Consider the following 6,000-nt stretch of genomic DNA (forward strand, 5'->3'; position numbering starts at 1 on the left):
CATCCCATTGAAACTCAATCGATTTGGCGCGACCCTGGCCGTCCTGACCGCCGGCGCGGCGGCGTTGTCGGCCTGCGGCAGTGACAACCATGCCGGTGGCGCGAGCGGCGGCACGGCCCCGTCGGCGAAGGTGGCGTGCGGCGGCAAGGCGACCCTGCGGGCCAGCGGCTCCACCGCCCAGGCGAACGCGATGACCCGCTTCGTCAAGGCCTTCGAACAGGCCTGCGGAGGCCAGTCCCTCAATTACACGGCCAACGGCTCCGGCGCCGGGATCGGCGAATTCAACGGCAACCAAACGGATTTCGCCGGCTCGGACTCGCCGCTGAGCAAGGACGAGTACGCCCGCGCGCAGCAGCGCTGCGGCTCGCCCGCGTGGAACCTGCCGGTGGTGTTCGGCCCGATCGCCATCGGCTACAACGTCACCGGTGTGACCTCGCTGAACCTCGACGGCGCGACCGCGGCCCGGATCTTCAACGGCGGCATCACCGGCTGGAACGATCCCGCGATCGCGGCGATCAACCCCGGCGTCACCCTGCCGGCCGAGCCGATCCGCGTCGTGTTCCGCAACGACGAGTCCGGCACCACCGACAACTTTCAGCGGTACCTCGACAGCGCCTCCAACGGCGCGTGGGGCAAGGGCGCCGGCAAGACGTTCAACGGCGGTGTCGGCGAGGGGGCCAAGGGCAACGACGGCGCCGCCGCCGCCGTCAAGGGCACCGAAGGGTCGATCAGCTACATCGAATGGTCGTTCGCCCAGGCGCAACACCTGAACACGGCCAGGGTCCTCACGTCGGCCGGTCCGGACCCGGTGGCGATCAGCGCGGAGTCCGTCGGCAAGACGATCTCGTCGGCCTGGTTCATCGGCAAGGGCAACGACCTCGCCCTCGACACCATCTCGTTCTACCGGCCCAACCAGCCCGACGCGTACCCGATCGTGCTGGCGACGTATGAGATCGTGTGCTCGAAATACCCCGACCCGCAGGTCGGCACGGCGGTAAAGGCGTTCCTGCGCAGCACCATCGGCGCCGGCCAGGACGGCCTCGCGGACAACGGGTACATCCCCATCCCGCAGGAGTTCAAGTCGCGGCTGTCGGCCTCGGTCGACGCCCTCGCGTGAGCGGTCTCAGCTGGCGCGATACCTGGGGCAGTACGCGGCGACGCTGGCGCCGATGAAGAACCCGGCGCGATAGCCGTCCAGGTTGCTGTTCGTCATCACCTCGGAGGCGATGTCGGACTTCTGCTTGCCGAGATCGAGTTCGTCGCAGACCTCGTGGCCGGCGACGATCGCGGCCTGCGGGGAGGCGAATTCGATGCCCTTGTTCTTCACGGCCGTCACGAACAGGTTGTCGACGGCGTCGCCGCGCGCGGCCGGGGAGACCGCCACCGCGAGGCTGAGCAGCGCCAGGACGAGGCCGGCCGATAGGCGCGTTCGGGTGGCCGTCATCGCTGGGACCTCCCGCCGCGTCGTGATCAGGGCCATCCGGGCCGCTTTTGCACTGAGATCATTGCATGCCGACCTGGCAGGACGGGCACCAATACCTGACGCGATCACCGACGTCGTCGTAGCGGATGCGGGTGCCGCAGCGGCGGCAGGGTTGCCCGGCCCGTCCGTAGACCCACAGTTGCCGGCCGGCCCGGGTGTCGCCGGTGGTGCAGCGGTCCCAGCGGAAGCGATTGGCCCACAGCATGTCTCGGGCGCGGGAGACGAGCCGGTGCAAGTCGGTGACCGCGCCGACCGGCGCGGTGGGCAGGCGGCCGCTGACGAAACACAGCTCGTTGCAATAGACGTTGCCGATGCCGGCCAGCACCCGCTGGTCCAGCAGCGCCTCGCCGATCGGCCGGTCGGGGCGCGCCGCCAGGTTGGCGGCGGCGCGGGCGGGGTCCCAGTCCGGGCCGAGCAGGTCGGGCCCCAGGTGCGCGACCACGTCGGCGTCGGTATCCCGATCCAGGATCTCCAGCACGCCCAGGTCGATGCCGACCGCCCGAATCCCGTTGGCTTCCAGAATGATCCGGGCCCGGTGATCCACCCGGACCGGCCGCCTGCCCACCCGCCAGCTGCCGTCCATCTTCAGGTGCGAGTGAATGCTGGCCCGCCCGACCCGGATGAACAGGTGCTTGCCGCGGCTGAGCACCTCGTCGATCGCCTGCCCGGTCAGGTCGACCGTGGCGAACCGCGGCACCCGGACGTCGCAGCGCGTCAGGGTGTGCCCGGCCAGCTGCTCGCGCAGCATGGTCGCGGTGTGCCAGACGGTGTCGCCCTCGGGCATGGGTTATCGCAGCCGCATTCCGCGTGGGGTGCGGGCGAACCCGGCCTCGGCCAGCGCCTCGGCGACGGGGTTCGGCCCCCCGGCGCGGGGTTGCAGCGCCGGCGTGCCGTCGATGCGTTCGACGAGGATCGACCCGACGCGGCGGGCGGCGACCAGGTCGGCCAGCGCCGCCGCCGCGGCGTGGTCGGTCGCGGGGTCGTCGGTGAACGTCAGCAGCGATCGCCCGCCGCGCTCCAGGAACCAGGCCAGCCCGCCGTCCACCAGCACCACCAGCGCGCCGGCCTTGCGGCCGGGGCGCGCGCCTTCGGCCCCCGAGGGGGGCCAGGGCAGGGCGGCGCCGTAGGGGTTGGCGGGATCGGCGGCGGCCAGCGCCACCGCCCGGTACTCCGGCCGTTCCTGGTCGACGTCGTCGGTGAAGCTGCGCAGCCGGTCGACGGTGGATGCGACCGCGAATTGCGCGCCGCCCAGCGACTCCACGAAATAGCCGCGCTGGCACCTGCCGGCCTCCTCGAACGTGCTCAGCACCTTGTAGAGGGTGGCGAATCCGCCCGGCACGCCCTCGGCCGCCACCGCGCCCCTGGTCAGCACGCCGTGCCGGTTCAGCAGCAGCTCGGCCTGGTAGTGGGCCCGCAGCGTGGAATCCGGCTCGGGGGCCGGCAGGGCCGACCACCTCCCGGCCACGGCCGGGTCGGCGCTGCGGTGCTGGGCGTGCGCGACGCTGTAGCGGCTCAGCCGCGGCGCGCGGCGGGTGCGGTGCGCGGGGGCCGAGCGCTTGCGGGCCCCGGTGCCGGCCAGCAGGGCGCGCAGCGGGGCGAACGTGTCGCCGGTGACCCAGCCGGCCCAGATCAGTTCCCACAGCGCGGTTTTCAATTCCGCCTCGGGGATCGGGCCCTGGGCCAGCTGGCGGAAGAAGTACGCGCCGCCACCGGCCAGCGTGTCCAGGATCGCGCGGTGGGCGTCGGTGAAGTCGAGCTCGGCGGGCCCGGGCAGGGTCAGCGGCGCGGAATCGCTCGCGTGCAGCGCGATCCAGCCGTCGCCGGCCGAGATCGACCCGGCGCCCGACCAGGTGACCTCGCCGGAGGCGAGCAGTTCGTCGAGCATCGCGGGGGAGTAGTCGCGCACCCGCGGGGCCAGGACGAGCGGTTCGATCGCCGAGGCCGGCATCCGCACGCCGGCCAGCTGGTCGATCGCGGACATCAGGCCGTCGATGCCGGACTGCGGCGACGACACGTGGTGCCACGCCGGCAGGAACCGCCCGTAGGCGGCCGTGCTCACCGGCTCCACCTGCGCGCGCAGCGCCGCGAGCGAACGCCGGCGCAGGATGCGCAGCACGTCGGCGTCGCACCACTGCTCGCCGCCGGCGCCCGCGACCAGGTCGGCGGCGACGAACTCGCCGCGCACCAGCTTGCCGTCGGCGGCCAGCCGGCCCAGCACGTCGGCCGTGACGCGCAAACCCAGGCCGAACCTGCCGGCGGCCTCGGCCGTGGTGAACGGGGTGTGCGTGCGCGCATAGCGGCCCAGCAGCTCGCCCAGCGGGTCGGCCACCGCCTCGGTGAACGCGGCGGGGACGCCCAGCGGGACCGCCGCCCCGACGCCGTCGCGCAACCGGCCGATGTCCTCGACGGCCACCCACCAGCTGCGGCCGGCGAACGGCACAGGTAGCGCGCGGCGGGCGGCCCGCAGCCCCTCCAGCCAGCCGCCGACGTCGGCGCCGCCTGCCCGGGCCGCGACCTCGTCCTCGGTCAGCGGGCCCAGCAGCCGCAACAGGTCCGCGACCCCTTCGGCGTCGCGGGCGGCCCGGTCGGCCGACAGGTGCTGCAGCTGCCGGCCGGTCGCGGCGACGACGTCGACGTCGAGCAATTCGCGCAGTTCCACGTGGCCCAGCAGCTCGGCCAGCAGGGTGCTGTCCAGGGACAGCGCGGCGGCCCGGCGCTCGGCCAGCGGGGTGTCGCCCTCGTACATGAACGCGCCGACGTAGCCGAACAACAGCGACGCCGCGAACGGCGACGGCCGCGTGGTCTCGGTCTCGAGCACCCGCACTTTGCGCTGGGCGATGCCGGCCATCAGCGCGGTCAGCGCCGGAACGTCGTAGACGTCCTGCAGGCATTCGCGGATGGTTTCCAGCACCACCGGGAAGTCGGGGTATTTGCGCGCCACGTCCAGCAGCTGGGCGGCGCGCTGGCGCTGGTGCCAGAGCGGCGAACGCTTACCGGGGTGGCGGCGGGGCAGCAGCAGCGCGCGCGCCGCGCACTCCCGGAACCGCGACGCGAACAGCGCCGAGCCGCCCACCTCGGCGGTGACGACGGGGTCGATCTCGTCGGCGTCGAAGACGAACAGCTCCGCTCCCGGCGGGGCACCGTCGCCGCCGGAAAACTCCGTGTCGGGCAGGCGCACCACGATGCCGTCGTCGGAGGCGGTCGGCTTCTCGTCGAGGCCGTAGCGCTCGCGCAGCCGCCGGCCCACCGCCAGCGCCAGGGGCCCGTGCACCCGCAGCCCGTAGGGCGAGTGCAGGATCACCCGCCAATCGCCCAGCTCGTCGCGGAACCGCTCCACCAGGAGGGCGGTGTCGGTGGGGACCACGCCGGCGGCGGTCCGCTGCTCGTCCAGCAGCCCCCACAGGTTGTCGGTCGCGTAGGCATCGAAACCCAAAGCGGCGCAACGCTTGTCGAACGCGTCGCGGGGGAGGCCGGCCAGCTCCCCGGTGAACGCGCCGAGCGCGGCGCCCAGCTCGGCGGGGCGGCCGACGTCGTCGCCGCGCCAGAACGGCAACCGGGCCGGCTGTCCCGGCGCGGGGATCACCAGCACCCGGTCGTGGGTGATCTCGGTGATCCGCCAGCTGGTGGCCCCCAGCGAGATCACGTCGCCGGGACGCGACTCGTACACCATCTCCTCGTCCAGCTCGCCGACCCGCGACGGCTTTTCGGCCTCGGAAGCCAGGTACACGGTGAACAGCCCGCGGTCGGGGATGGCGCCGCCGGACGTGACGGCCAGCCGCTGCGCGCCGGGCCGCGCGGTCAGCGTGCCGGTGTCGCGGTCGTAGACCAGGCGCGGGCGCAGCTCGGCGAACTCGGTGGACGGGTACTTGCCGGCCAGCAGGTCCAGGGTGGCCTCGAACACGCTGCGCGGCAGGGTCGCGAAGGGGGCGGCGCGCCGCACGGTGTCGAACCACCGGTCAGCGTCCAGCGGCTCCAGCGCGGCGGCCGCCACCGTCTGCTGCGCCAGGATGTCCAGCGGGTTGGCCGGCACCCGCATCGTCTCGATCTGGCCGCCGAGCATGCGCTGCACGGTCACCGCGCACCCGATCAGGTCGGTGCGGTGCTTGGGGAACAGCACGCCCTGCGAGACCTCGCCGACCTGGTGGCCGGCCCGCCCGATGCGCTGCAGGCCGCTGGCCACCGACGGCGGCGCCTCCACCTGGATCACCAGGTCGACGGCGCCCATGTCGATGCCCAGCTCCAGGCTCGACGTCGCCACCACCGCCTTGAGCAGCCCGCGCTTCAGGTCCTCCTCGACCAGGGCGCGCTGCTCCTTGCTGACCGACCCGTGGTGGGCCCGCGCCAGCAGCGGCGGCGCGCCGAAACTCTGGCCGCTGCCCATCAGGTGCGCCGGGGCCCCGCCCGCCACCTTGGGGTTGAGGTCGGCGTCGAGCGAGATGCCGGCGCGTTCGGCGTGGATCTCGTTGAGCCGGGAGGTCAGCCGCTCGGCCAGCCGCCGCGAGTTCGCGAACACGATG

At 73.3% G+C, this 6,000-nt stretch carries 4 protein-coding genes; 1 reads left to right on the forward strand and 3 read right to left on the reverse strand.

Annotation, left to right across the window (positions count from 1 at the left end; all coding sequences use genetic code 11):
* Positions 1-7 precede the first annotated feature (7 nt).
* Positions 8-1,117: a phosphate ABC transporter substrate-binding protein PstS gene (gene pstS, locus A5655_RS20405; protein ID WP_067013120.1), complete on the forward strand. Its 1,110-nt coding sequence runs from the start codon at positions 8-10 to the stop codon at positions 1,115-1,117.
* Positions 1,118-1,123: 6 nt separating this feature from the next.
* Here pstS and A5655_RS20410 read toward each other — a convergent pair whose 3' ends face one another.
* The 3 genes from A5655_RS20410 to A5655_RS20420 form a co-directional block, all read right to left on the reverse strand.
* On the reverse strand, positions 1,124-1,444 hold the full coding sequence (locus tag A5655_RS20410; RefSeq protein ID WP_067013126.1) for a DUF732 domain-containing protein: 321 nt from the start codon (positions 1,442-1,444) through the stop codon (positions 1,124-1,126).
* Positions 1,445-1,502: 58 nt separating this feature from the next.
* Positions 1,503-2,267 (reverse strand): endonuclease VIII Nei2, encoded by a 765-nt coding sequence (gene nei2, locus A5655_RS20415; protein ID WP_067013122.1) that lies wholly within the window; start codon positions 2,265-2,267, stop codon positions 1,503-1,505.
* A 3-nt stretch (positions 2,268-2,270) separates the two neighbouring features.
* Positions 2,271-6,000, reverse strand: a 3,730-nt coding sequence (locus A5655_RS20420; protein ID WP_067013129.1) for a helicase-related protein, incomplete at its 5' end; no start/stop codon positions are given.

Source organism: Mycobacterium sp. 1081908.1 (assembly GCF_001673535.1).
In the GTDB taxonomy this organism is placed as follows: domain Bacteria; phylum Actinomycetota; class Actinomycetes; order Mycobacteriales; family Mycobacteriaceae; genus Mycobacterium.